Genomic DNA, 1,172 nt, shown 5'->3' on the forward strand with positions numbered 1-1,172 from the left:
CCCGCATGATGGGTGGTGTGGGAGGGGAGAGTTAATTGCTCTCCTCGACCCGATTGTGCTGCGCTGCTTACCAACAAGTCTGTGGTATCTTCAAAACTGCGCCTTGCAATAATCGCCAAATTGATTGAACCTCGTTATGGAACAAAAAGACGACCAACACCCATCCAGGTTTGGATATCCAACACGATTTCGAGAATGCGGTCAACACAAAGGTTTCGATAAACTCGATCAGCTAAAAATCGATCTGCGTCTCCAATTGTAATGACAGGAAGGAAATCGACTGAGTTCTCTTCTCGAAGAACTTGTTCTAGTGAGTCTTCACCCTTCATACTTCGGTTGGCAGTCAGCAAAATCATCTGATTTGCCTGAGCAAGTCGCCAAACAATTCGATCACTACTATCAATCGATAAATTCATCTCCTTAAAGGTAACAAAGCGAATCGGAAGTAGTTCTAACCAACCCTGACTCGCGATATTGCCCAATAGAATCTCTGCATGTCCCCCCAGGTTGTGATCAATCAAAAAGTTCATGCTTCTAGCTCATGCCTAACTTTCTGCGCCTGAAGTTTTACCCAGAGAGCTTCTTGACCTGGCTTGGGAGATCTCGTTGATGCACGAGCAAGATGTTCACGACTGCGCTCTTCCCAATACTGCCGATTTTCCTCAGCTTGTTTTAGAACCAGTTGATACTCTGCTTCAACTTCAGGGCGATTTGCTTCAATGTATGATAAAGCAGCGTTAATCTGCTCCTCTGTTAAATCAAATAAGGAGCGAATAAACTTTGAGGGATACTGAGCCGTTACATAGTCCATCACGTCGTAGAGGGTGATGCGAGTGCCAGAAATTGTCAGCCCTCGCTCTGTACGAATGATGGCTGGTTGGTGGTGGGATACTGAAGTCATATCCATAGCCTCTGAAGCTGTCTAGAAAGCAACACCATTGTAACTCATAAATCTGAGGTGATGAACTTTGCCAACTATTAGCGGATCTCATCTGCTCCATTTTGCTCCTCTCCTAGAGCACGCTTAAAGCGTTCGAGGTAGTCTTGAACTGCCACGGGTCGAACAATGATGTCAGATGCATTAGAACGCAATTTCTTAATTTCAATCAGCCTGCTAAGGGGCTTGCGGAGAAATAAACTCCCAGTCATTCTAGAAGCAAGCAGAAACGCGG

3 protein-coding genes are annotated in these 1,172 nt (G+C 45.4%); all 3 read right to left on the reverse strand.

From position 1 onward, the window contains the following. Positions 1–134: 134 nt before the first annotated feature. Positions 135–530 carry an ACP S-malonyltransferase gene (locus ACKFKF_RS35095; RefSeq protein WP_446871952.1) on the reverse strand — a complete coding sequence of 132 codons (396 nt, stop codon included), beginning with the start codon at positions 528–530 and terminating at the stop codon, positions 135–137. Continuing rightward, positions 527–901: a DUF433 domain-containing protein gene (locus ACKFKF_RS35100; protein ID WP_446871953.1), complete on the reverse strand. Its 375-nt coding sequence runs from the start codon at positions 899–901 to the stop codon at positions 527–529. The genes ACKFKF_RS35095 and ACKFKF_RS35100 overlap by 4 nt, the downstream gene beginning before the upstream one ends. Before the next feature lie 77 nt (positions 902–978). Then, positions 979–1,172, reverse strand: a 194-nt coding sequence (locus ACKFKF_RS35105) for a hypothetical protein (RefSeq protein WP_446871954.1), incomplete at its 5' end; no start/stop codon positions are given.

Source organism: Phormidesmis sp. 146-12 (assembly GCF_052939495.1).